Below are 21,186 nucleotides of genomic sequence, written 5' to 3'. Positions count from 1 at the left end.
CCGCTCGCGACCCTGCCGAAGGCGCACCTGCACCTGCACTTCACCGGCTCGATGCGCGTCACGACGGTGCGCGAGATGGCGGCCGCCCACGGGATGCGGCTGCCCGCGACGCTGACGCACGACTACCCCCCGCTCTTCGACGCCGCCGACGAGCGCGGCTGGTTCCGCTTCCAGCGCCTGTACGACGTCGCGCGGGCCTGCGTGCGCGGCGAGGAGGACATGCGGCGCATCGTCCGCGAGGCGGCGCTCGACGACGGCGCCGAGGGCTCGCGGTGGCTCGAGATCCAGGTCGACCCGACGTCGTACGCGCCGTTCGTCGGGGGCATCACGCCGGCGCTGGAGATCGTCCTCGACGAGGCGGCTTCGGTCTCGCGCGAGCCGGGGGCGGCGCAGGTCGGGGTCGTCGTGGCGGCGTCCCGGATGCGGCACCCGCTCGAGGCGCGCACGCTGGCCCGGCTGGCGGCGCGCAACGCGGGGAGCGGCCCGGGGGCCGTCGTCGGCTTCGGGCTGTCGAACGACGAGCGCCGGGGCGACACGGCGGAGTTCGCGGCGGCGTTCCGCATCGCGCGGGACGCGGGGCTGGCGTCGGTGCCGCACGCCGGTGAGCTGCTCGGGGCCGAGGCGGTGGCGGCGACGCTGGACGCGGCGCTGCCGGACCGCATCGGCCACGGCGTGCGCTCGGTGGAGGACCCGCGGGTGCTGGAGCGGGTCGTCGAGGCCGGGGTGGCGCTCGAGGTGTGCCCGGGGTCGAACGTGGCGCTGGGGGTCTACGACGTGGCGGCGGACGTGCCGCTGCGCCGGCTGCTGTCCGCGGGGGCGGTCGTGGCGCTCGGCGCGGACGACCCGCTGATCTTCGGCTCACGCCTGGTGGAGCAGTACGAGACCGCGCGCTCCGTGCACGGGCTGTCCGACGCCGAGCTGGCCGGGCTGGCCCGCTCGTCGCTGGCGGCCAGCCGGGCGCCGGCGTCGGTGCGCGCGGAGGCCGAGGCCGACATCGAGGCCTGGCTGACCTGAGCAGGTCGTCACAGCCCGACTGATTGCGAGTTCGACCGCTCGACGCGCTGTTCCAGGGTGTGTCGAGCGGCGGAGCTCGCAACAAGTGCAGATTGAGGGCGGGGTCGAGGTGAAACCCGACCACCAGCGGGTCCCCTTTCACCTCGACCCGATGTCCTTGGACTCCGGACGATCTGCGTCATCACGACAGCGGAGGCTCGCGTCCGTGGTCGTCCACAGGGGGGATGCCGGCGCGCCGTCGTCCACAGTCCGCGCGAGGGGTCTGTCGGCCGGTGGCGGAACGGGGTGAGGCTCCCGGCATGAGACTCCTTCCCCTCACCTCCCCCACCGTCGCCCGCGAGCTGCATGCGGCGCGGGTGGCCCTCACGGTGGCCCACGAGGTCGGCGTGGCGCTGCGGACCCACCGCCGCGGGCTGGGCCTCGGGCAGCGCGCCTACGCTCGACATCGCGGATGGTCGACGAGCCACGTCGCACGGCTCGAGACCGACGCCGGTGACCTCCGGCTCACCGACGTGGTCGCTGCCCTCGGGCCCACGGAGTACCGCCTCGCGCTCTGTCACCGGGGCCACCCGGAACCCGACCCCGACACGCCGCCGGTCGCCCTGGCGGTGCCCGTGGCGCCCACGCGTTGGCCGCCCGCCGAGCTGCTCGCGCTCGGGCGACCCGGCAGCCGCGACCCGACGGACGGGAGCAACAGCCCTGCCACCACCGACGAGCCCCCGGCGCTCAGCGCGTGACTCCCCACGGCAGCACCGTCCCGGACGCCGGTCAGGCCATGGCCGGGTCGGGACGTGAGGTGCCGGTGCCGGTGCCGGTGCCGGTGCGTCAGGGGGTCCGGCGCGCCGGTCACGCCGTGGCCGGGTCGGGACGTGTGAATGTGGGTGGGGGTCCCGGTGCGTCAGAGGGTCTGGCCGAGGAGGACCGGCTCGTTGACGAGCGTCACCCCGAACGCGTCCTGCACGCCGTCGCGCACCTCGCGGGCCAGCGCCACGACGTCGGCCGCCCGGGCGCCGCCGCGGTTGGTCACCGCGAGCGTGTGCTTGGTCGACAGCGCGGCCGGCCCGGGCATCGCGTAGCCCTTGCCGAAGCCTGCCCGCTCGATGAGCCAGGCGGCCGAGGTCTTGACCGCACCGCCGGCCTCGGGGAAGCGCGGGGGCACCGCGTCGTCACCGAGCCGCTGCGCGACGCGGGCCTCGAGGGAGGCGAACTCGTCCGCCGTGAGCACCGGGTTGGTGAAGAACGAGCCGCACGACCAGGTGTCGTGGTCGTCCGCGTCGAGGACCATCCCGCGCCGGCGTCGCTGCGCGAGCACGGCCTCCCGGGCGTCGGCCAGCGGGACGCGGGCCCCGACCTCGACCCCCAGCTGGGTCGCGAGGTCGGCGTAGCGCACCGGCCCGGACAGGTCGGCGAGCACGAGCTGGAACATGACGTCGAGGACGACGTAGCGGTCGGTGCCCTTGAAGAGCGAGTGGCGGTAGGTGAACCGGCAGTCGAGCGACATCATCGTCCGGACGCGCTCCTCGAGGCGGTCCCAGACCCGCACCCGGGCGATCGTCTGGGAGACCTCCTGGCCGTACGCACCGACGTTCTGCACCGGCGTCGCGCCGGTCGAGCCGGGGATGCCGGAGAGCGCCTCGACGCCCGACCAGCCCTCGGCCACGGCGCGCTCGACGAACGGGTCCCACGGCTCACCGGCCGCGACGACGACGTTGGCGCCACCGCAGGAGTCCTCCGAGTCGACCTCGACCCCCGTCGTCGCGACGAGCACGACCGTGCCGGCAAAGCCCTCGTCCGGGAGGACGAGGTTGGACCCGCCCCCGAGCACGAGCAGCGGCTCGTCGGCGTCGTCGACCTCGCGCACGGCGTCGACGAGCTCGTCCGTGGTCTCCGCGACGACCATCCGCGCCGCCGGGCCGCCGACGCGCATGGTCGTGTGGCCCGCGAGGGGCTCGTCGTGCAGCTCGCGCATCAGTCGAGGCGGACCACGGCGATGCACCGGCCGAGGACCTTCTGGCCCTCGCTCGTGGCGGTCAGCTCGACCGTCGCCCGGCGGGTCTCGGGGTCGAGCGCCTTGACGACGCCCTGGACGACGAGCTCGGCCCCCGTGGCCGGCACGACGACGGGCTTGGTGAAGCGCGTGCCGTACTCGACGACGCGACCGGCGTCGCCGGCCCACTCGGAGACGACCGTGCCGGCGGCGCCCATCGTCCACATCCCGTGGGCGATGACGTCGGGGAGGCCGACGGAGCGCGCGAAGGACTCGTCCTGGTGGATGGGGTTCTGGTCCCCCGAGGCGTTCGCGTAGGCGACGAGCGTCTCGCGGCCGACCGGGACGGTGACCGGCCCGACGGTGTCGCCGACGGCGACGGACTCCAGCGTGCGGACGGCCATCAGTCCTCCCCTCCCCGGACGACGATGGTCGAGGTGCACGTCGCGAGCGCCTCGCCGCCGGTCGTCGCGAGCTCGGTCCGGGTGGTGACCATCGAGTGGCCGCCGGCCTGGCGGACGGCGTCGACGGTCAGGGTGCCGACGACCTCGTCGCCGGCCGTGATCGGGCGGTGGTGGACGAACCGCTGCTCGCCGTGGACGACCCGGCTGTAGTCGATGCCGGCCTCCGGGTCGGCGACGTAGGCGCGGTCCGAGGCCTGTGCGAAGCGCACGGCCATCGTCGGCGGCGCGACCACGTCGGCGTACCCGGCCGCGCGGGCGGCCTCGGGGTCGGTGTGGACCGGGTCGCTCGAGCCCACGGCCGCGGCGAACGCGGCGATGAGGGCGGCGTCGACGGGGTAGGGCCCGCTCGGCGGGTAGGTGCGTCCGACGAAGTCGGGGTTAACGGCCATGCCGCCCACTCTAGGGGCGGGCGCCCCGGGGACGACGCGAGGCCGCCCGCACCCTGGGGGTGCGGGCGGCCTCGTCGGCTGCGGGCGCGTCGGTGACGCGCCGGCGTCAGCGGGTCTCGCGGTGCGCGGTGTGCTTCTTGCAGCGCGGGCAGAACTTGGCCAGCTCGAGCCGGTCGGGGTCGTTGCGCCGGTTCTTCTTGGTGATGTAGTTGCGCTCCTTGCACTCCGTGCACGCCAGCGTGATCTTGGGGCGGACGTCGGTGGCCTTGGCCATGGAAGCAACCTGCTCTCGGGAACGAAGTGTGGATCTGGGGTGGCGCCTCGGCGCGGATCTCGACCGCGCGCAGCACCAAGCACAACAGGGTACGCGGTCCGTGGGGTGACACGGAAATCGCGACCTCGGTAGCGGGAGCGGGGCTCGATCCCGCGACCTCACGATTATGAGTCGTGCGCTCTAACCAGCTGAGCTACCCCGCCAGGGGGAACGACCAGGAGTCCTTCTCGGGGAGCCGGACTCCGGCCGGACCAGAGCCCCCTGTCGGAATCGAACCGACGACCTTTTCCTTACCATGGAAACGCTCTGCCGACTGAGCTAAGGGGGCGTGCGCACCAGCCGAAAACCGCTCTGGAGCGCGACGGAGACACTACACGGTCACTCTCGGTCGAGCGAAATCCGGGCCTCCACGAGAGCCGGTCCGTACCAGGTGAGGAGCCGCCCGGACACCAGCCGGGTGGGCACCCGACCGAACGCCTCGGGCCCGTCGAGCGACGTGAACTCGTAGGGCTCGTCGGGCAGCAGGACGAGGTCCGCGAGCGCGGGGTCGTCGAGCGCGGCGACGTCCGCGCTCGGGTAGCGGCCGGTCCCCGCCGCTCCCCCGACGACCTCGTACCCGCAGCGCGCGAGGAGGTCGGCGGTGAACGTCGGCCGGCCGACGACCATCCACGGGTCGCGCCAGACGGGGACGACGACGCGCGCCGTGGCCGCCGGCACGGGGCCCGCCCACGCGGCGCGCGCCTCCCCCAGCCACCCGGGCTCGGGCACCTCCAGCGCCTCGGTGAGCAGGCGCGCCATCGAGGCCAGCGACTGCGGCACGGTCTCGATGTCGGTCACCCAGACCGCCAGCCCCCGCTCGCGCATCCGGCGCACGTCGAGCTCGCGGTTCTCCTCCTTGTTCGCCACGACCAGGTCGGGCGCCAGGGCGGCGACGGCGGCGAGGTCGGGGTTCTTGGTGCCCCGCACGCGGCCGACGTCGAGGTCGGCCGGGTGGGTGCACCAGTCCGTCGCCCCGACGAGCCGGTCGGGGCAGGTGGCGGCGAGCGCCTCGGTGAGCGAGGGGACGAGCGAGACGACGCGGCGCGCCGGGCCCGCGAGGGGCACCGGCGCGCCGAGGTCGTCGCGCAGGGGCGCGCGGGTGGCCGGCACGGTCAGCGCGGCGCCATCCGCAGCGCGCCGTCCATCCGGATGACCTCGCCGTTGAGGTAGTCGTGCTCGACGATCGAGACGGCGAGCTGCGCGTACTCCTCCGGTCGCGCGAGGCGCTGCGGGAACGGCACCCCGGCGGCGAGGCCGGCGCGGAACTCGTCGGAGACGGTGGCGAGCATCGGCGTCTCGACGATGCCCGGGGCAATGGTCATGACCCGGATGCCGTGCTGCGCGAGGTCGCGGGCCGCCGGCAGCGTGAGGCCGACGATGCCGCCCTTGCTCGAGCTGTACGCGGCCTGGCCGACCTGCCCGTCGTAGGCGGCGATGCTCGCCGTGTTGACGACGACGCCGCGCTGGCCGTCGGCGTCCGGCTCGGTGGCGGCCATCGCCTCGGCGGCGACGGTGAGGACCACGAAGGTGCCGAGGAGGTTGACCTCGACGACCTTGCGGTAGAGGTCGATCGAGTGCGTGCCCTTGCGGCCGAGGATGCGGGCCGACGGACCGATGCCGGCGCAGTTGACGACGACGCGCAGCGGGCGGTCGGCGTCGCCGGCCGCGACCGCGACGGCGGCGCGGACGTCGGCCTCGGAGGTGACGTCGGTGGGGACGTACTCGACGCCGTCGACGGCCGGGGCGTTCTCGCAGGCGTCGGGGAGGTCGAGGGCGACCACGCGGGCGCCGCGACCGGCGAGGGCGGCGGCGGTGGCCGCGCCGAGGCCGGAGGCGCCGCCGGTGACCAGGGCGGTGGTGTCAGCGATCTGCATGGCGCCATCCTGCCCTGCCCCGGGCCGCCCGCCGGGATCGGGCGACGGGCGGTCGGTGGCCGGTCGTACGGTGGGCGCATGGAGCTGCGCATCGGAGGACACGTCGACCAGGCCGACCCGGTGGCGGAGGCCGTCGCCCGGGGCGCCACGCTCAGCCAGCTCTTCCTCGGCGACCCGCAGAGCTACAAGGGCCCTGTGGTCGAGCACGCCGGGGGCGCCGAGGCGCTGCGGGCGGCGGCCGAGGCCGCGGGCGTCGACCTCTACGTCCACGCGCCCTACCCGATCAACGTCGCCTCGACGAACAACCGCATCCGCATCCCCGGGCGCAAGCTGCTCCAGCAGCACCTGCACGCCGCCGCCGAGATCGGCGCCAAGGGCGTCGTCGTCCACGGGGGCCACCTCGGCAAGGACGAGGACGCCGCGAAGGGCTTCGACAACTGGCGCAAGTGCATCGACGGCCTCGAGATGCCCGTGCGGCTCCTCATCGAGAACACGGCCGGCGGGGACAACGCGATGGCCCGGCGGCTCGAGGCGGTCGCACGCCTCTGGGAGGCCATCGGGCGCGCCGAGGGCGGCGACACCGTCGGCTTCTGCCTCGACACCTGCCACGCACACGCCGGGGGCAACGACCTCGCCGACGTCGCCGCGAAGGTCCGGGCGATCACCGGGCGCATCGACCTCGTGCACTGCAACGACAGCCGCGACGAGTTCGACTCCGGCGCCGACCGCCACACCAACCTCGGCTCGGGGCACATCGAGGCCGCCGACATCGCCCACGTCGTGCGCGAGGCCGCGGCGCCGGTCGTCGTCGAGACCCCCGGCGGGGTCGAGGGGCAGCGCGCCGACATCGCGTGGCTGCGTGACCGGTTGGCCTGACCCGATCGGACAGGGTCGGCTCCCGCGTCGACGCCCGTCGGGGTCGTCCGTAGCGTCCTGGCGGGTCCACGCCACCGGCCGAGGAGACCCGACGACGATGTCGACCCACCGCGCGACCAGCCCCACGACCCGCCTCACCCGCCGCACCGTCGGCGGGGCGGCCCTCGCCCTCGGCGCCCTCGGCGCGACGGGGACGACCGCCTCCGCGGCCCCCTCCCGCCCCGGCCCGGCGACCGGGCGCGGGCAGTGGGCCGCCCGCGCCGAGGACGCCTACGCGGCCCTCCAGCGGCACTTCGCCGTGCGCGACGGCAGCCGGCTCTACCTCGAGCACTGGCCCCCGGCGCCCGAGGACCCGACCTACTCCTACGAGTGGCCGTTCTCGCAGGCGCACGGGGCGACCCTCGACCTCACCGGCCTGCCCGGCGCCACCGGCCGTCGCTACCTCGACGACCTCGCCGAGCGCCGCACCGGCCAGCGCCGCTACTTCAGCGAGGCCGGCTCGACCGGCCTGCCCGGGTACGCCTCGGCCCCGACGGCTCCGTGGGGTGGCGGCGGCGACTTCTTCTACGACGACAACGAGTGGGTGGGGCTCATCGACGTCCAGCGCCACCTCATGCACCGCGACCCCGCGGCCGTCCGCGACGCCCGGATGATCTTCGAGCTCGTCGTCTCGGGCTGGGACGACGACCCCTCGCACCCGGCGCCCGGGGGTGTCTTCTGGACGCAGGCGCCGTGGAGCCAGGACCGCAACACGGTGTCGAACATGCCCGGCGCCCAGCTCGGGCTGCGGCTGTTCCAGCTGACCCGCGAGCGCCGCTACCTCGACTGGGCGCGGCGGACGTACGCCTGGACCAACGAGCACCTGCAGATCCGCGACGGCGCGCAGGCCGGGCTCTACCACGACCACCTCGACCTCGCCGGCACGGTGGAGAAGACGGTCTGGAGCTACAACCAGGGCGTGCCGGTCGGGGTCGACACGCTGCTCCACCTCGTGACCGGGGAACGGCGTTACCTGCGGGAGGCGTGCCGCGTCGCCGACGCCGCGCGGCGCTTCTACGCGCAGCCGGACCCGCAGCAGCCGGGCCTGACGCGCCTGGACACCCAGCCGGTGTTCTTCAACTCCATCTACTTCAAGAACCTCCTGCTGCTGGCCTCGGTGACGGGCGAGCGCCGGGCCGCCGACGACCTGGCCGCCTACGCCGACCGCGTGTGGCGCACCCGCCGCGACCCCGCGACCGGGGTCTTCCGGTTCGGCGGAGACTCGACGCAGATGATCGAGCAGGCGGCGGTCGTCCAGCTGTTCGCCGTGCTGGCGTGGTCGCCGAAGGACTGGTCGCACCTGTACTGAGCGCGACCCGCGGGGCCGGCCGGGACCCCCGGCCGGCCCCGCGGCGTCATCCGGCGAGATGGCCCCACGCCCCGGACAGCTCGCGCCACGGACCCGTCGCCGCGACCCGCCCGTCGACGAGGACGAGCACGCGGTCGGCCTCGGCGAGCGCGGCGCGCTTCGAGGTGGCGCCGACGACGGTCGTGCGGCGCGCCCGCAGCGCGGTCCACAGCTCGACCTCGGTCGCCGCGTCGAGGGCGCTCGAGACGTCGTCGGCGAGGAGGAGCTCGGTCTCGGCCGCGAGCGCCCGCGCGAGGGCGAGGCGCTGCACCTGCCCGCCGGAGAGCCGGACCCCGCGGTGCCCGACGAGGGCGTCGTGGCCCCCGGCCTCGCGGACGTCGTCGCCGAGCCGGGCGTCGGCGATGGCGCCCTCGAGCGAGCGACCGTGCCCGAGCGCGACGTTGTCGGCGAACGACCCGGAGAGCACCCGGGGCACCTGCGCCACGTGGGCGACCTGCCCCGGCCGCAGGAAGACCTCGGCGTCCTCGACCTCGACGCCGTTCCAGGTGATCGAGCCGGTGTGCTCGAGCAGCCCGGCGAGGGCGGAGATCAGGCTCGACTTGCCGGAGCCGACCTGGCCGAGGAGGAGGACGAGCTCGCCGGAGCGCACCGTGAGGTCGACGCCCTCGACGCCGCGGGTGCCGTCGTCGTGGACGGCGCCGACGCCGTGCAGCCGCAGCTCCTGCAGCGGCACGCGCCCGGGGACCGGGGCGGCCGGCGCCGTGCCGGCGACGAGGTCGACGCCGGTCGGCAGCCGGACGAGGTCGACGCCCCCGGCGAGGCGGCTCGTCGCCTGCTGCCACGAGCGGGTGCCCGGGGCCTCGGTGACGACGGCGCCGGCGACCCGGCCGAACCAGTCGAAGCCGTTGACCGCCCCGGCGACGAGGATCGCGGTGGCGAGCGACCACCCGCCGAGCACGTAGGTGCCCCAGGCGGCGACGACGCCGCACTGCACCATGACGATGGGCACGCCGTCGAGGACGGCCTGGACGCGGTGCTCGAAGACGGCCGCGCGCACCCGGCCGGCGTCGACGCGGCGCAGGTGTCGGTGGGCCGAGGGGGTCGCGGCCGCGAGCTTGACCGTGCGCGCGGACTCCAGCACCGAGACGACGGCCCGGCCGAAGCGCGCCCGGGCCCGGGAGGACTCGGTGGCCGAGCGACCGGCGATCGGCCGACCGACCGCCGAGGCGAGGGCCGCCCCGAGGAGGACGACGAGCAGCACCCCGCCCGCGAGCAGGCTGCCCCCGAGCAGGGCGGTGACGACGACGATCCCGAGGCCGTTGAGGAAGTCGACCCAGCGGTCGGCGTACAGGGCGTAGCGGTCGGCGTCCATCGAGCGGGCGACGACCTCGCCGGCCGGCGTGCGCTCGAGCCGGTGCTGGCGGGTCTGCCCGAGCAGCACCGACATCCGCACCCGGAGCATGACCTCGATCCACCAGCGCGGGTAGCGCCGCATCGCCGCGACGAGCACGAAGGGGGCGAACAGGACCGAGGCCGCCGTCAGGCCCGTGAGCACGACGGTCGTGGTGTCCCACGCGGCGTCGGCCTGCAGCCGCTCGACGAGGCGCCCCCAGACGAAGCCGGTGGCCGCCCCGAAGGCGCCGCCGAGCGCGGAGACGAGGAAGAGCAGGGCCGGCCAGACGCCCCACCACGGGCGCACGAGCAGCGCCGAGAGGATGCCACGGGTCAGCGAGGGCCCGTGCCCGGGGTCGGGCAGGTCCGGGGCGGGGCCGGCCCGGCGGGCCCCGGCCACGGCGGTGGCGCCGGGCTCGACCGCGCTCGGCGCGGGCTCGCTGGGGACGGGTGCGAGGTCGTCGCCGCTCGCCTCGAGCAGCGTGCGGAACGGCCCGGGGACCCGGGCCAGCTCGGCGCGCGGGCCCTGCTGGACGACACGGCCGTGGTCGAGCACGGCGACGCGCTCGGCCCGCCGGGTCGTCGAGAGCCGGTGCGCCACGAGGATGCCCGTGCGGCCGGTGAGCAGGCGGTCGGCCGCCCGGACGACGAGGGCCTCGGTCAGCGGGTCCATCCGGGCCGTCGCCTCGTCGAGGACGACGACGGACACGTCGCGCACGAGCAGGCGGGCGAAGGCGACGAGCTGCTCCTCCCCCGCGGACAGCGACGTGCCGCCCGGCCCGAGGAGGGTGTCGAGGCCGTCGGGCAGGCCGGCGACCCACCGGTCGAGCCCGAGCTGGCCGACGGCGGCCTCGACCCGGGCGCGCGGCAGGTCGGCGAAGAGGGTGATGTTCTCGGCGAGGGTGCCGGCGAGGACCTCGGTGCGCTGGGTGACGACGCCGACCGCCGCCCGCAGTTGCTGCAGGTCGAGGTCGAGGACGTCGACGCCGCCGAGGAGCACCGTGCCGGGCTCGGGCTCGACCGCGCGCGAGACGAGCGAGGCGAGGGTCGACTTGCCCGACCCGGTGCGCCCGACGAGCGCGCAGGTGCGACCGCCGGGCACCGTCAGGTCGACGTCGCGCAGCGCGAAGTCGCCCTGGGCGTACCCGAAGTGCAGGTCCCGGAACTCGAGCTCGAGGGGGCCGGCCGGCACGGGGAGGCCACCGGTCGGCTCCGGCGACGCCCCGAGGAGCTGGCGCAGCCGCGTCACCGCCCCGAGCCCGGCCTGGAGCTCGGGGAGGTGGCGGGCCATCTGGTCGACCTGGCCGACGAACGTGCTCGTGACGAGGAAGAGCGTGACGAGCCGGGCGACGGACAGCCCGCCGCCGGCGACGAGGGCGACCCCGGCGACGCTCGTGCCGGCGAGCATCCCGTAGAGGAGGACGCCGGTGCGACGGGTCACCCGGGCCTGGAGGTCGATGACCCGGGCGAACCGCGCGTGGACGACCGACGAGAGCCGCGCGAGCCGGGCGACGACGTGGGCCTGGCCGAGGCTCGTGCGCAGGTCGTCGCGGGCGGTCACGCCCTCCTCGAGCGCGGCGGCGTGGTCGGTCCAGGCGATCTCCTCGTCGAGCTTGCGCGCGGCGATCTCCGGGAGGAGGCGGCGCACGAGGAGCACGGCCGCGGTCGCCGTCAGCGGGAACAGCACCCACGCGGGCCACCAGGTGAGCCCGGCGACGACCCACATCGGCACGGCGGCGAAGACGGTCCTCAGCGCGTCCCAGACCTGGCGCCGCAGCATCGCGCCGACGTCGTGGGTGTCGGCGTCGACCCGGTCGAGGATCTCGCCGACCGCCTGCTCGCCGAGGTCGGGCAGCGGCTGGGCCAGCGCGGCGGCGACGAGGTCGTCGCGCAGCCGCCCCTCGGCGCGGTCGACGACCCCGGCCCAGACCGTGCGGCCGGCGGTGTCGAGGACGGCCGCGCCGACGACGCAGAGGGCGAGCATCCCGACGAGGCGGGTCGAGGGGTTGGCCGCGAGCAGGCCGGCGACGACGGTGCCGAGCGTGCGGCCCAGCGCGCCGGTCGCGGAGGCGACGAGCGCGAGACCGGTCGGCCAGCCGCGCAGCCGCCCGAGGCGCAGCGTGCGCTCGGCGGGCACGACGGCATCACCCGCCGGCGCGAGCGTCGGCGTGAGCGGTGTCGCGGTCGTCGTCCCCACCCGAGAAAACTACGTCGTGCCGCCGACACCCGGCACCCGGGTTTTCGGCCGCGCCCCACCCGGTCGCTCCCGTCACTACGCTCGCGGCATGCCCGCGTTCACGTGGCTCCCGGCCAACGAGGCGACGCCCGAGGACGTCGAGGCGGTCCTCGGCGCCGGTGGCGCACGCCGCTGCCGCTGCCAGGCCCTCAAGGTGCCGGGGTGGATCTGGCGCGACAGCACGCAGGAGGAGCGCGAGGCGGCGCTCGTCGCACAGACCGGCTGCGGCACCGACGGACCCACCTCGGGGCTCGTCGGGTACGTCGACGGCGAGCCGGCCGGCTGGGTCGCCGTCGAGCCCCGCGAGAACTACCCCCGCATCTGGTCGCGCAAGGCACCGTGGATGCGGATGGACCCCGACGCCGAGGGCATCTGGTCCGTCACCTGCTTCGTCGTGGCCAAGGGCCACCGCCGGCAGGGCCTCGTGTACGAGCTGGCCGCCGCCACGGTCGAGTACGGCCGGCAGGTCGGCGCCCGCCTGCTCGAGGGCTACCCGACCGAGCCGCCGCCGGGCAAGACCGTCATCTGGGACGAGGCGTCCGTGGGCGTGCTCCAGGTCTTCCTCGAGGCCGGGTACGAGGTGCACGCCTCCCCCACCCTGCGGCGACGGGTCGTGCGCCACCACCTCGGCGCCTGAGCGCGCGTCAGACGTTGCGGCGGTACTGGCCGCCCACCTCGAAGAACGCCTCGGTCACCTGCTGGAGCGAGCAGACGCGCGCGGCCTCGACGAGCACCGCGAAGACGTTCTCGCCGCTCGTCGCCGCGGCCTTGAGGCGCGCGAGCGCCACCTCGGCCTCCTCGCGGTGGTCGGCGCGGAAGGACTCGACGCGGGCCAGCTGTCCCTCCTTCTCGTCCTCGGTGGCGCGCGCGAGCACGACCTCCTTGGGCGAGACGTCGGCCTCGGGCCGCACGAAGGTGTTGACGCCGACGATCGGCAGCGAGCCGTCGTGCTTGCGGTGCTCGTAGAGCATCGACTCGTCCTGGATGCGCCCGCGCTGGTAGCCGGTCTCCATCGCACCGAGCACGCCGCCGCGCTCGGAGATGCGGTCGAACTCGGCGAGCACGGCGGCCTCGACGAGGTCGGTCAGCTCGTCGACGACGAACGAGCCCTGGAGCGGGTTCTCGTTCATCGCCAGGCCCCACTCGCGGTTGATGACGAGCTGGATGGCCAGGGCCCGGCGCACCGACTCCTCCGACGGGGTCGTGACGGCCTCGTCGTAGGCGTTGGTGTGCAGGCTGTTCGCGTTGTCGTAGATCGCGGTCAGCGCCTGGAGCGTGGTGCGGATGTCGTTGAAGTCCATCTCCTGCGCGTGGAGGGAGCGGCCGCTCGTCTGGACGTGGTACTTGAGCTTCTGGCTGCGCTCGTTGGCGCCGTACTTCTCGCGCATCGCCACCGCCCAGATGCGGCGGGCGACGCGGCCGATGACGGTGTACTCCGGGTCCATCCCGTTGCTGAAGAAGAACGACAGGTTGGGCGCGAAGTCGTCGATGGCCATGCCGCGCGCGAGGTAGGCCTCGACGTAGGTGAAGCCGTTGGCGAGGGTGAACGCGAGCTGGCTGATGGGGTTCGCCCCGGCCTCGGCGATGTGGTACCCGCTGATCGAGACCGAGTAGAAGTTGCGGACCTGGTTCTCGATGAACCACTCCTGGATGTCGGCCATCATCCGCAGCGAGAACTCGGTGGAGAACAGGCAGGTGTTCTGGCCCTGGTCCTCCTTGAGGATGTCGGCCTGCACCGTGCCGCGGACCGTGGCCAGCGCCCGGGCGCGCACGGCGTGGCGCTCGTCCTCGCTCGGCTCACGACCGTTCTCCTGCACCCACTTCTCGACCTCGCGGTCCATCGCGGTGTTGAGGAAGAACGCGAGGATGGTCGGCGCCGGGCCGTTGATCGTCATCGAGACGCTCGTCGTCGGCGAGGTGAGGTCGAAGCCGTCGTAGAGCGCCTTCATGTCGTCGAGCGTCGCGACGGAGACGCCGGAGGTGCCGACCTTGCCGTAGATGTCGGGGCGCCGGTCGGGGTCGCGCCCGTAGAGCGTGACGGAGTCGAACGCGGTCGACAGTCGGGTCGCCGGCTGCCCCTCGGAGAGGAGCTTGAAGCGGCGGTTGGTGCGGAACGGGTCGCCCTCGCCGGCGAACATCCGGGCGGGGTCCTCGTTGTCGCGCTTGAAGGGGAAGACGCCCGCGGTGAAGGGGAACCGGCCGGGCAGGTTCTCGCGGCGCAGGAAGGTCAGCAGGTCGCCGTCGTCGGCGTGGCGCGGCAGGCTGACCCGCCGGACGACGTTGCCGGACAGCGTCTCCCGCGTCAGCTTGGTGTGGATCTCCCTGTCGCGCACCGTGACGACCTGCTCGTCGCCCGAGTACGCCTCGACGACGGACGGCCACTGCTCGAGGGCCTTGCGGGCCTCGGCGGGCAGGGCGTCACGCGCGTCGTCGAGGAGGGCGTCGAGGTCGGCGGTGTCCTTGCCGGCGGCCGCGAGCGCGGCGCGGGCGTCGCCGAGGCGCTGGACGCGACGGGCGGCGTCGGCCCACCGCTCGGTGTCGTCGTGGAAGCCGCGGACGGTCTCGGCGATCTCGGCGAGGTAGCGCACCCGCTGCGGCGGCACGACCTGGCGCAGCATCGTCGAGTGGCGCACGTCGACCGGTGCGAGGGCGCCCTCGTCGACGGTGAGGCCCTTCGCGGCCAGCTGCGCGCGCAGCTCCTGGTAGAGCGCGGTGACGCCGTCGTCGTTGAACGTCGCGGCCGAGGTGCCGAACACCGGCATGTCCTCGGGGCGCTTGCCGAAGGCCTCGCGGTTGCGGACCATCTGGCGGCCGACGTCGCGCAGGGCGTCGAGGGCGCCACGTCGCTCGAACTTGTTGACGGCGACGACGTGGGCGAGGTCGAGCATGTCGATCTTCTCGAGCTGGCTCGCGGCGCCGAACTCGGGCGTCATGACGTAGAGGTTGACGTCGGCGTACGACGTGATGGCGGCGTCGCCCTGGCCGATGCCGGGGGTCTCGACGACGACGAGGTCGTAGCCGGCGGCCTTGAGCACCGTGAGGACGTCCTCGAGCGCCTCGGGCACCTCGCGGTGGCCACGCGTCGCGAGCGAGCGGAAGTAGACGCGGTCGCCGTCGAGGCTGTTCATCCGGATGCGGTCGCCGAGCAGCGCCCCGCCGCCGCGACGACGGGTGGGGTCGACGGCGACGCAGGCGATGCGCAGCTTGTCCTGCTGGTCGGTGCGCAGGCGGCGCACGAGCTCGTCGGTGAGGCTGGACTTGCCGGAGCCGCCGGTGCCCGTGATGCCGAGGACCGGCACGGTGCGGGCCGCGGCGGCGCGCCGGAGCTCGGCGCGGAAGGCGTCGTCGAGGTGGCCGCTCTCGGCGCCGCTGATGGCGCGGGCGACGGCCGAGCGCTCGCCGGAGAGCACCGCCTCGACGGTGGTCGGGGCGAGGTCCCAGAGGTCGCGGTCGCAGGCGGCGACGACCTGGTTGACCATCCCGGGCAGGCCGAGCCGCTGGCCGTCCTCGGGGCTGAAGATCGTCACCCCGGCGGCGCGCAGGCGCTCGATCTCGCGGGGGACGATGACGCCACCCCCGCCGCCGACGACCTGGACGTGGCCGGCGCCGGCCTCGCGCAGCAGCTCGACGAGGTACTCGAAGTACTCGACGTGCCCGCCCTGGTAGGAGCTGACCGCGATGCCCTGCGCGTCCTCGTCGAGCGCGGCGTCGACGACCTCGCGGACCGAGCGGTTGTGCCCGAGGTGGACGACCTCTGCCCCCTGGCCCTGCATGATCCGCCGCATGATGTTGATCGACGCGTCGTGCCCGTCGAACAGGCTCGAGGCGGTGACGATGCGGACGGGGTGCGTCGGGACGTGGAGTCCCTCGCTCGGCTGCGCTGCCATGGGGTGGGTCCTTCCGGGGTCGCCGGGTGGCGTTCTCCCGAGATAGTAGGACGTCCAACTACCTACCCGGAAGTCACGACCGGGCGGCCAGCCAGTCGACCGCCTCGGCGTAGCCGGCGACGCCGTGCCCGATGACGTGGTGGTCGCAGACGTCGGCGAGGTAGGAGAAGTGCCGGAACTCCTCGCGGGCATGGATGTCGCTGATGTGCACCTCGACGCGGGGCACCCGGCAGGCCGCGAGGGCGTCGCGCAGGGCGACGGAGGTGTGCGTGTACCCCGCGGCGTTGACGACCATCCCGGCGATGCCGGCCCGCCCCTCCTGCACCCAGTCGACGAGCGTGCCCTCGTGGTTGGACTGCCGGAAGTCGACGGTCAGGCCGTGGCGGGCGGCCGCCTCGTGGCAGAGGCGCTCGACGTCGGCGAGGGTCTCGTGGCCGTACACGGCGGGCTCGCGCTCGCCGAGCAGGTTGAGGTTCGGGCCGTTGAGCACGAGCACGGTGCGGGCGTCCATGGGCCGCAGCATCCCACGCCCCGGTTGCGGCCCACCGGGTCCCGACGTCTGATGGAGGGATGACCTCCACCCCTCGGTCCCCCTCCGCCTCGCGCCGCACCCTCATCGCCGGCACCGTCGCCGCCGGGGGCGCCCTCGGCGCCTCCGCGGTCGCCGGCCCGGCCGCGGCCGCCGCCTCGTCGGGCGGGCACGGCTCGTCCACGCAGGACTGGCCCGACGGCCCGGGCCGTCCCCTGCGCGCCCAGCGGCCCACCGACGAGCTGCGCCGGATGCTGCGCGAGATCGACCCGGAGCGCATCGACGCGACGATCCGGCGGCTGGTGTCGTTCGGCACCCGGCACACCCTCTCGTCGCAGGACGACCCGCGCCGCGGCATCGGCGCGGCCCGCGACTGGCTGTTCGACGAGCTGTCCCGCTCCGCCCGGGCCTCGGGCGGCCGGATGACGGTCGCGAAGCAGTCCTACGTCCAGCAGCCGGCCAGCCGCATCCCGACGGCCACGCGCATCACCAACGTCGTCGCGACCCTGCGCGGCTCGAGCGAGCCCGAGCGGGTCTACGTCGTCTCGGGGCACTACGACTCGCGGGTCACCGACGTCATGGACGCCACGAGCGACGCCCCCGGCGCGGACGACGACGCCTCGGGTGTCGCGGTCGTGCTCGAGATGGCGCGGGTCATGGCGAGGCACCGGCCGGCCGCCACCATCGTCTTCGCGGCGGTCGCGGGCGAGGAGCAGGGCCTCTACGGGTCGACGTACCTCGCCGAGTCCTTCCGCGCCGCCGGCACCGACGTGCAGGCGATGTTCACCAACGACATCGTCGGCAGCCCGACCGCCGACGACGGCACCCGCGACCCCCGCAGCCTGCGGCTGTTCGCCGAGGGCGTCCCGAGCGACGAGACCCCCGAGGAGGCCGCGGTGCGCCGCTCGGTCGGCGGCGAGAACGACTCCCCCGCACGGCAGCTCGCCCGGTTCGTCACCGACGTCGCGCACCGCGACGTCACCGGGATGGACGTGCGCGTGATCTACCGGCGCGACCGCTACCTGCGCGGCGGCGACCACATCCCCTTCCTCGAGCGCGGGTTCCCCGCCGCCCGGTTCACCGAGCCGAACGAGGACTACGACCACCAGCACCAGGACGTGCGCGTCGAGGACGGGCGCCGGATCGGCGACCTGCCGGAGTTCTGCGACCCGCGCTACGTCGCCGGGGTCGCGCGGGTCAATGCGGCGACGCTGTGGTCGCTCGCGACGGCCCCGGGCACCCCGACGGGTGTCACCGTGGAGACGACCGAGCTGACGAACGACACGGTCCTGCACTGGGCGCCGACGCCGGGGGCGGCCGGGCACGAGGTCGTGTGGCGGCCGACGACGGAACCCGACTGGACGCACGTCATCGACGCCGGCCGCGCGAGCACGATCCGCATCGACCTCTCCAAGGACAACGTCGTCTTCGGTGTCCGGTCGGTGGGCCGCGACGGGCGGCGCAGCCCGGCGGCCTTCCCGCAGCCGCAGCGCTGAGGGTCCGAGGGCGGGCTGCGGTCAGCGGCGAAGGGTGTCGGTCAGCACCGCGTCGCAGCCGGCCGGCTGCGGCGTGAAGTCACGGGCCACGTCCGCCGCCCGGGCCCGGCCGAGGTTCCAGCCCAGCCAGTCGTCGTCGGTGCCCAGGCTGCCCGTCCCGCTCGAGTACGGGCGCTGGAGGACGCAGTCCGCGACGTCGCGCGGCAGGCGCTCGGCGATGACCGGGGCGGCGTCGGCCGAGAGGCCGGAGAGGTAGAGGGCGTCGAGGGTGCGGCCTGCCTCGTAGCGGTCGATGTTGCGGTGCGCGACCCAGGCGTCCGGGTTCATCGCCGCGAAGCCGAGGGTGAAGACCGCGCCCGTCACGAGCACCGCCCGCGGCACCCAGCGCCACGACAGCCGCAGCACCCCGACGAGCAGGAGCACGACCACGGTGCCGAGCCACAGCTCGAAGCCGTCGACGAAGACGCGCAGCACGGTGTAGCCGAACGCGTCCTGGTAGAGGGCCATCCGCGAGAGCGCCGACGCGACGACGGCGAGCGTCGCGAGCGCGAGGCCCCCGAGCAGCCCACGCAGGACCAGCCGGTCGCGGACCGACCCGCGGGAGGCCACCCGCAGCGTCGCGGTGATGACGAGGACGGTGAGCGCGGTCGCGGCGGTCAGCTGGCCGAACCCCTGGTGCACGTACTCGGCGTGCGTGAGGCCGGTGGTCCGGCGCAGGTAGGCGTCCCCGCCGAAGAGCGCGGTGGCCTGGGCCACGAGGAAGCCGACGAACAGCGCGAGGACGAGACCGACGGGAACCGCCCACTCCCACACCGGGCGCGAGCGGCGGCGCTCGGGCAGCACGACGGTGTCGACCTGCGGCGGGTTGAGCGCGAGGTAGGCACCGGTCAGGGCCACGCCGGAGACGAGCACGAAGGTGAAGCCCCGCACGACGATGGAGTCCCACCCGAGGTCCGGCACGAGCGCCGAGGCCCACGAGCCGAACACCGCGTCCCCGGTGGCGAACAGCCCGCCGAAGACGACGAGGACGAGCGCCGAGACCGCGACGGTGCGCACGACCGGCCAGAGCACCCCGACCCGGCTGGTCGCCGAGAGGGTCCGGCCGAGGAGCGGCAGCCCGCGCAGCGCCGAGAGCGGCCACGCCGCCCAGCTCGCGACGATCGCGAGGAACCCGTGCGCCCGGGTCAGCGCCGCGGCCGCGACCGCCACCCCCGCGAGCACCGAGAGGACGACGACCCCGCCGGCGTCGCGCAGCGTCGGGACGAGCGCGAGGAGGGCGGCGGCGACCCCGCCGGCGACCGTCCACGGGTCGCGGCGGTGGCGGGCCACGACCCACATGAGCGCCCCGGTCGCCAGCATGACGAGGGAGGTCGCGAGGCCGATGCCCCGGTCGACCCAGGTGAGCGCCCCGACGAGCCCGATGCCGAGCGCGGCGGCCACGACCCCGACCCGCGGCCGACGGTCGGGCTCGGGCCACAGCCGCGCCACGGCGCCGTCGACGGGCCCGGCGCCGCCGCCGTACGGGACGGGCGCGGGGGTGGTGCGGGTCGCGGGGGTCGCGGGGGTCGCGGTCATGGCGGGCTCCGGGGGGCTGGGCGGGACGGCGGCGGCGAGCTCCTCGCGGACGTGCGAGGGACGCTGGGACGAGGGGGCCGTGGGGAGGGTGACGCGGAGCATGGCGCCGGTGGCCCCCTCGGGCGTCGGCACGACCTCGACCCGCCCCCCGTGCAGCTCGCAGACCCACCGGACGATGGCCAGGCCGAGGCCGGTGCCACCGGCGGCGTCGGAGCCGGTGCCGAAGCGCTCGAAGACGCGATCGGCGTCCGCGGCGGTGATGCCGGGCCCGTCGTCGCGGACCTCGAGCACCCAGCGCCCGGCGTTCTCGACCCGCGCCTCGAGGCGGACCTCGCCCCCGGCCGGGCTGTGCCGCACCGCGTTGTCGACGAGGTTGACGACGAGCTGCGCGAGCCGCGCGGGGTCCCCGGTGACCGTGAGGTCGGCCGGCACGACGCGGTGGTGGACGCCAACGGTGCGCGCGGCGACGCCCGCCTCGCCGACCGCGCCGGCGAGCAGCTCCTCGACCCGGACCGGTCCGAGGGCGAGCGGCGCCACCCCGGCGTCGACCCGCGAGAGGTCGAGCAGGTCGCCGACGAGGGCCGACAGCCGCTCGGCCTGGGCGAGCGCGGCCTCGAGGGTCGCGCGGTCCGGCGCGGTGACGCCGTCGACGAGGTTCTCGAGCAGGGCGCGCTGGGCGGTCAGCGGGGTGCGCAGCTCGTGCGACACGGTGGCGACGAGCCGCCGCCGCTCGAGGTCGGCGCCGGCGAGGTCGGCGGCCATCGCGTTGAAGGCACGGGCCAGCTCGCCGACCTCGTCGGAGGACGTGGTGACGACGCGCTGGCCGTAGTCGCCCGCCGCCATCCGCCGGGCGGCCTCGGTCATCGCGCGCAGCGGCGAGGTCATCCCCCGCGCCAACCACTGCGTCACCGCGACGGCCGCGCCGGCGGTCACCGGCAGGCTCGTCCACCAGGGGACGCCCGCGCCGCTGCCGATGGCGGCCACGAGCACCCCGGCGAGGACGCTCGCGCCGACGAGGACGCCGAGCTTGAGCTTGATCGAGGTGACCCCGTCGAGCGGCCCCTCGCCGGTCACCGCGGCACCTCGAGGGCGTAGCCGACCCCGTGGACGGTGCGCACCCGGTCGGCGCCGATCTTCGCGCGCAGGGCCTTGACGTGGCTGTCGAGGGTGCGGGTGCCCGAGGCGTCGCCCCATCCCCACACCTCGCGCATCAGGTCCTCGCGGGCCCGCACGACACCGGGCACCGCGGCGAGCGCGCACAGGAGGTCGAACTCGAGCGGCGTGAGGTGCACCTCGGCGCCGTCGGCCTCGACCCGGCGGGTCGCGGGGTCGACGACGAGGCCCGCGAGGTCCAGGCGGCCGGTGGAGCGGGCGAGCTGCTCGGCCCGCTCGACGCGGCGCAGCAGCGCCCGCAGCCGGGCGACGACCTCGCGCATCGAGAACGGCTTGGTCACGTAGTCGTCGGCGCCCACCCCGAGCCCGACGAGCAGGTCGGTCTCGTCGTCGCGTGCGGTGAGCATGAGGACGGGCACGGGGCGCAGGGCCTGGATGCGCCGGCAGACCTCGAGCCCGTCGAAGCCCGGGAGCATGACGTCGAGGAGGACCGCGTCGGGCTCGTGCTCCTCGAAGGCGGCGACGGCGGCGGGACCGTCGGCGGCCGTGACGACCCCGAACCCCTCGGCGCGCAGCCGGTCGGCGACCGCCTGCCGGATGGTCGGCTCGTCCTCGACGACGAGGACGACCTGCGCCCCGCTGCTCCCCTCGCTCATGCCGACGAGACTAGGGACACCGGGGTGCAGGCCGCCC

The 21,186-nt window shown here is 75.1% G+C and carries 17 protein-coding genes and 2 tRNA genes; 6 read left to right on the top strand and 13 right to left on the bottom strand.

Translation table 11 applies throughout. The features are described from left to right. The first annotated feature begins 51 nt into the window (after positions 1-51). On the top strand, positions 52-1,014 hold the full coding sequence (locus tag HL663_RS07560; RefSeq protein WP_286176049.1) for an adenosine deaminase: 963 nt from the start codon (positions 52-54) through the stop codon (positions 1,012-1,014). Positions 1,015-1,313: 299 nt separating this feature from the next. Further along, positions 1,314-1,751, top strand: coding sequence for a helix-turn-helix domain-containing protein (locus HL663_RS07555; protein ID WP_173027776.1), 438 nt, complete (start codon positions 1,314-1,316; stop codon positions 1,749-1,751). 161 nt (positions 1,752-1,912) lie between these two features. Here the strand turns inward: HL663_RS07555 and HL663_RS07550 are convergent, their stop codons facing one another. The 8 genes from HL663_RS07550 to HL663_RS07515 all read right to left on the bottom strand — a co-directional run bounded on the left by HL663_RS07550 (position 1,913) and on the right by HL663_RS07515 (position 6,041). After that, a complete protein-coding gene (locus HL663_RS07550) occupies positions 1,913-2,983 on the bottom strand; it encodes a UDP-N-acetylmuramate dehydrogenase (protein WP_173027775.1) in 1,071 nt (356 codons plus the stop codon). Beyond that, entirely contained in the window at positions 2,983-3,405 is a 423-nt protein-coding gene (locus tag HL663_RS07545; RefSeq protein ID WP_173027774.1) for a MaoC family dehydratase, read from the bottom strand. Before HL663_RS07545 ends, HL663_RS07550 begins: the two co-directional genes overlap by 1 nt. Further along, positions 3,405-3,854, bottom strand: a complete 450-nt coding sequence (locus tag HL663_RS07540) for an FAS1-like dehydratase domain-containing protein (protein ID WP_030526790.1) — start codon at positions 3,852-3,854, stop codon at positions 3,405-3,407. Before HL663_RS07540 ends, HL663_RS07545 begins: the two co-directional genes overlap by 1 nt. Positions 3,855-3,960: 106 nt before the next feature. After that, a complete protein-coding gene (rpmG, locus tag HL663_RS07535; RefSeq protein WP_030526789.1) occupies positions 3,961-4,128 on the bottom strand; it encodes a 50S ribosomal protein L33 in 168 nt (55 codons plus the stop codon). A gap of 129 nt (positions 4,129-4,257) precedes the next feature. Further along, positions 4,258-4,331 (bottom strand) — tRNA-Met (locus HL663_RS07530). 52 nt (positions 4,332-4,383) lie between these two features. Beyond that, positions 4,384-4,456, bottom strand: a tRNA-Thr gene (locus HL663_RS07525). A 50-nt stretch (positions 4,457-4,506) separates the two neighbouring features. Beyond that, positions 4,507-5,277, bottom strand: a complete 771-nt coding sequence (locus tag HL663_RS07520; protein WP_286175999.1) for a helical backbone metal receptor — start codon at positions 5,275-5,277, stop codon at positions 4,507-4,509. Positions 5,278-5,279: 2 nt separating this feature from the next. Beyond that, positions 5,280-6,041 (bottom strand): SDR family NAD(P)-dependent oxidoreductase, encoded by a 762-nt coding sequence (locus tag HL663_RS07515; protein ID WP_173027773.1) that lies wholly within the window; start codon positions 6,039-6,041, stop codon positions 5,280-5,282. A 78-nt stretch (positions 6,042-6,119) separates the two neighbouring features. Here HL663_RS07515 and HL663_RS07510 point away from each other — a divergent pair, with 78 nt between their 5' ends. Together HL663_RS07510 and HL663_RS07505 are read left to right on the top strand one after the other, a co-directional pair. Further along, a complete protein-coding gene (locus HL663_RS07510; protein WP_173027772.1) occupies positions 6,120-6,917 on the top strand; it encodes a deoxyribonuclease IV in 798 nt (265 codons plus the stop codon). A 97-nt stretch (positions 6,918-7,014) separates the two neighbouring features. Next, positions 7,015-8,265: a glycoside hydrolase family 76 protein gene (locus HL663_RS07505; protein ID WP_173027771.1), complete on the top strand. Its 1,251-nt coding sequence runs from the start codon at positions 7,015-7,017 to the stop codon at positions 8,263-8,265. Between the two features lie 46 nt (positions 8,266-8,311). Here HL663_RS07505 and HL663_RS07500 read toward each other — a convergent pair whose 3' ends face one another. Further along, the gene (locus tag HL663_RS07500) at positions 8,312-11,854 is read right to left on the bottom strand and encodes an ATP-binding cassette domain-containing protein (RefSeq protein ID WP_173027770.1); all 3,543 of its coding nucleotides are present in this window, start codon (positions 11,852-11,854) and stop codon (positions 8,312-8,314) included. 88 nt (positions 11,855-11,942) lie between these two features. Here HL663_RS07500 and HL663_RS07495 point away from each other — a divergent pair, with 88 nt between their 5' ends. Continuing rightward, positions 11,943-12,530 carry a GNAT family N-acetyltransferase gene (locus tag HL663_RS07495; RefSeq protein ID WP_173027769.1) on the top strand — a complete coding sequence of 196 codons (588 nt, stop codon included), beginning with the start codon at positions 11,943-11,945 and terminating at the stop codon, positions 12,528-12,530. A 7-nt stretch (positions 12,531-12,537) separates the two neighbouring features. Here HL663_RS07495 and icmF read toward each other — a convergent pair whose 3' ends face one another. Further along, positions 12,538-15,780: a fused isobutyryl-CoA mutase/GTPase IcmF gene (gene icmF, locus HL663_RS07490; protein WP_173027768.1), complete on the bottom strand. Its 3,243-nt coding sequence runs from the start codon at positions 15,778-15,780 to the stop codon at positions 12,538-12,540. A gap of 73 nt (positions 15,781-15,853) precedes the next feature. Continuing rightward, positions 15,854-16,291: a type II 3-dehydroquinate dehydratase gene (aroQ, locus tag HL663_RS07485; RefSeq protein WP_173027767.1), complete on the bottom strand. Its 438-nt coding sequence runs from the start codon at positions 16,289-16,291 to the stop codon at positions 15,854-15,856. 59 nt (positions 16,292-16,350) lie between these two features. On the opposite strand from aroQ, the gene HL663_RS07480 reads away from it, so the two are divergent. After that, on the top strand, positions 16,351-17,805 hold the full coding sequence (locus HL663_RS07480; protein WP_173027766.1) for a M20/M25/M40 family metallo-hydrolase: 1,455 nt from the start codon (positions 16,351-16,353) through the stop codon (positions 17,803-17,805). Positions 17,806-17,826: 21 nt separating this feature from the next. Here the strand turns inward: HL663_RS07480 and HL663_RS07475 are convergent, their stop codons facing one another. Next, a complete protein-coding gene (locus HL663_RS07475) occupies positions 17,827-20,454 on the bottom strand; it encodes a DUF4153 domain-containing protein (protein WP_173027765.1) in 2,628 nt (875 codons plus the stop codon). Continuing rightward, on the bottom strand, positions 20,451-21,149 hold the full coding sequence (locus HL663_RS19355) for a response regulator (protein ID WP_173027764.1): 699 nt from the start codon (positions 21,147-21,149) through the stop codon (positions 20,451-20,453). The genes HL663_RS07475 and HL663_RS19355 overlap by 4 nt, the downstream gene beginning before the upstream one ends. Positions 21,150-21,186 lie beyond the last annotated feature (37 nt).

Source organism: Arthrobacter sp. NEB 688 (assembly GCF_013201035.1).
Classification (GTDB): Bacteria; Actinomycetota; Actinomycetes; order Actinomycetales; family Dermatophilaceae; genus Phycicoccus.
Note: the sequence above shows the minus strand (reverse complement) of the source record. Positions and strands in the feature narration are given on the sequence as shown.

Bases quoted from the DNA above. Each gene is read 5' to 3' on its own strand.
- HL663_RS07560 (WP_286176049.1), top strand. From the start codon at position 52: ATGCGCGTCACGACGGTGCGCGAGATGGCGGCCGCCCACGGGATGCGG.
- HL663_RS07495 (WP_173027769.1), top strand. From the start codon at position 11,943: ATGCCCGCGTTCACGTGGCTCCCGGCCAACGAGGCGACGCCCGAGGAC.
- HL663_RS07505 (WP_173027771.1), top strand. From the start codon at position 7,015: ATGTCGACCCACCGCGCGACCAGCCCCACGACCCGCCTCACCCGCCGC.
- rpmG (WP_030526789.1), bottom strand. From the start codon at position 4,128: ATGGCCAAGGCCACCGACGTCCGCCCCAAGATCACGCTGGCGTGCACG.
- HL663_RS07480 (WP_173027766.1), top strand. From the start codon at position 16,351: ATGACCTCCACCCCTCGGTCCCCCTCCGCCTCGCGCCGCACCCTCATC.
- HL663_RS07515 (WP_173027773.1), bottom strand. From the start codon at position 6,041: ATGCAGATCGCTGACACCACCGCCCTGGTCACCGGCGGCGCCTCCGGC.
- HL663_RS07540 (WP_030526790.1), bottom strand. From the start codon at position 3,854: ATGGCCGTTAACCCCGACTTCGTCGGACGCACCTACCCGCCGAGCGGG.
- HL663_RS07510 (WP_173027772.1), top strand. From the start codon at position 6,120: ATGGAGCTGCGCATCGGAGGACACGTCGACCAGGCCGACCCGGTGGCG.
- HL663_RS07550 (WP_173027775.1), bottom strand. From the start codon at position 2,983: ATGCGCGAGCTGCACGACGAGCCCCTCGCGGGCCACACGACCATGCGC.
- aroQ (WP_173027767.1), bottom strand. From the start codon at position 16,291: ATGGACGCCCGCACCGTGCTCGTGCTCAACGGCCCGAACCTCAACCTG.
- HL663_RS07555 (WP_173027776.1), top strand. From the start codon at position 1,314: ATGAGACTCCTTCCCCTCACCTCCCCCACCGTCGCCCGCGAGCTGCAT.
- icmF (WP_173027768.1), bottom strand. From the start codon at position 15,780: ATGGCAGCGCAGCCGAGCGAGGGACTCCACGTCCCGACGCACCCCGTC.
- HL663_RS19355 (WP_173027764.1), bottom strand. From the start codon at position 21,149: ATGAGCGAGGGGAGCAGCGGGGCGCAGGTCGTCCTCGTCGTCGAGGAC.
- HL663_RS07545 (WP_173027774.1), bottom strand. From the start codon at position 3,405: ATGGCCGTCCGCACGCTGGAGTCCGTCGCCGTCGGCGACACCGTCGGG.